The 2,300-nt window shown below is 62.3% G+C and carries 1 protein-coding gene; it reads right to left on the reverse strand.

The genetic code is table 11. The features are described 5' to 3' along the window. On the reverse strand, positions 1-2,300 hold a 2,300-nt coding region (locus EJA71_RS20185; protein WP_158959349.1), incomplete at both ends, for a condensation domain-containing protein.

Here is a 2,300-nt window from a genome sequence, read left to right on the forward strand (position 1 = left end):
TGGCGCGGGCGTTGAGCTGGGCGTAACTCAGGCGTTGCTCGCCGAACACCAGAGCGCAGGCATCCGGGGTGGCGCGTACCTGATCTTCGATCAGCGCATGCACGCTGCGCTCCAGCGGATATTCGGTGGCTGTAGCATTCCATTGCGAGACGATCACCTCGCGTTCGTCTGCGTCGAGCAGCACCAGTTCGGCCAGCGGTCGCGCGGCATCGGCCACCACGGCCTTGAGCAGGTTCAACCAGTGCCCGGCCAGGCGCTCGATGCTGCTCGCCTCGAACAGATCCGTGGCGTAAGTGAAGGAGGCTTCCAGGCCTTCCGGGCTGTCACCGGTGTCCAGCGCCAGATCAAACTGCGCGGTGCGGTGTTCCCAGCTCAGGCTTTGCAGTTGCAGCCCCGGCAATTGCGCGACGAGGTCGGATTCGGCTTCACTGCGGTGGTTGAACATCGCCTGGAACAGCGGGCTGTGGCTCAAGTTACGCTCAGGCTGCAAGGCATCGACCAATTGCTCGAACGGCAGGTCCTGATGCATCTGCGCGGCAATCGCCGTCTGTTTGACCTGTTGCAGCAATTGCGCGAAACCCATTGCCGGATCGAACTCGGCACGCAGCACTTGGGTGTTGACGAAGAAGCCAATCAATCGCTCGATTTCCAGGCGGTTGCGGTTGGCAATCGGCACGCCGACGCGGATATCCGCCTGGCCGCTGTAGCGGTTCAACAAGGCCTGGAACGAGGCCAGCAACAGCATGAACACGGTCACACCTTCGCGCCGGGCGAGGGTTTTCAATGCCTCACCAAGCGCCGGTTCAATGCTCACGTTCAAACGTGCGCCACGGAAACTTTGCAACGCCGGACGCGGATGATCGGTGGGCATTTCCAGCAACGGTTGCTCGCTGCCCAAACGGGTTTTCCAGTAGCTCAGCTGGCGCTCGCGCTCGCCGCTGTCCATCCACTCGCGCTGCCACACCGCGTAGTCGGCGTACTGCACAGGCAAGGCCGACAGTGGCGCCGTGGTGCCTTGGCTGAACGCTGCGTAGAAGGCGATCAGGTCTTCGATCATCACTTGCATCGACCAGCCGTCAGAAACGATGTGATGCAGCGTCAGTACCAGCACATGGTCATCGTCACTGATGCGCAGCAACGCCACCCGCAGCAGCGCACCGCTCAGCAGGTCGAACGGCTGCGACGTCTGTTGCTCGACGAACGCCTGAATCTGTTCATCCGAAGCATGGGCCAGCGCCTGCTCTTGCAGGGCCACTTGAGCCGTCGGCTGAATGATTTGCTGCACTCGCCCGTCGTGATCGACGAACGCGGTGCGCAGGCTTTCGTGGCGCTGGATCAGCGCCTGGAAGCTTTGCTGCAACGCCGTGCGGTCCAGTGCGCCACGTAAGCGCAGCGCCGTTGGAATGTTGTAGGCCGCACTGTCAGGATCCATCTGCCAGAGAAACCACTGACGTTCCTGGGCATAAGACAGCGCCAGCGGTTGCTCGCGACCCACCTGAGGAATCGACATTTGCGGGGTGTGCTGATCCGCGTCCAAGGCGTGGACAAACGCCTCAAGGCTGCTGTGCTCGAACAGCGTGCGCAGCGGTACCTGAATGTCCAGCGTGCGGCGAATGCGCGAAACCACCTGGGTGACCAGCAACGAGTGGCCGCCCAGTTCAAAAAAGTTGTCGGTCAGGCCGACCCGCTCAAGCTTGAGCACGTCCTGCCAGATGGCGGCGACCTGCTGTTGACGCTCACTCTGCGGTGCAACGAACGTCTGTTGCAGCGCACTGGCGTCGAATTTCGGCAGCGCCTTGCGCTCCAGTTTGCCGTTCGGGCTGACCGGCATTTTCGCCAGCCACACCCAATGTTGCGGCACCATGAATTCCGGCAGACTCTGGCCCAGATGCGCCTTGAGTTGCAGATTCGCCGCAGAGCGCGTCGCCTCATCGGCGTTCAACAGCGCCTCATCGGTGGGCACCACATAGGCGACCAACAGCGAACCGTCCTGAGCAATGACCACGGTTTCCAGCACCGCGTCGTGCTCGGCCAGACGCGCTTCGATTTCGCCCAGTTCGATACGCAGACCACGGATTTTCACCTGATGGTCCATACGCCCGGCGTACTCGATCACACCGTCAGCGCGGTACCGCGCCAGGTCACCGGTGCGGTACAGGCGCTGACCATCACTGAACGGGCTGGTGACGAAACGCTCGGCCGTCAGTGCCGGACGACGGTGATAACCCCGCGCCAGACCCTCGCCACCCAGATACAACTCACCGATGACACCGACTGGCAACGGCGCCAGGCTGTTGTCG

Origin of the sequence: Pseudomonas sp. PB106 (assembly GCF_009764645.1) — a bacterium.
In the GTDB taxonomy this organism is placed as follows: domain Bacteria; phylum Pseudomonadota; class Gammaproteobacteria; order Pseudomonadales; family Pseudomonadaceae; genus Aquipseudomonas.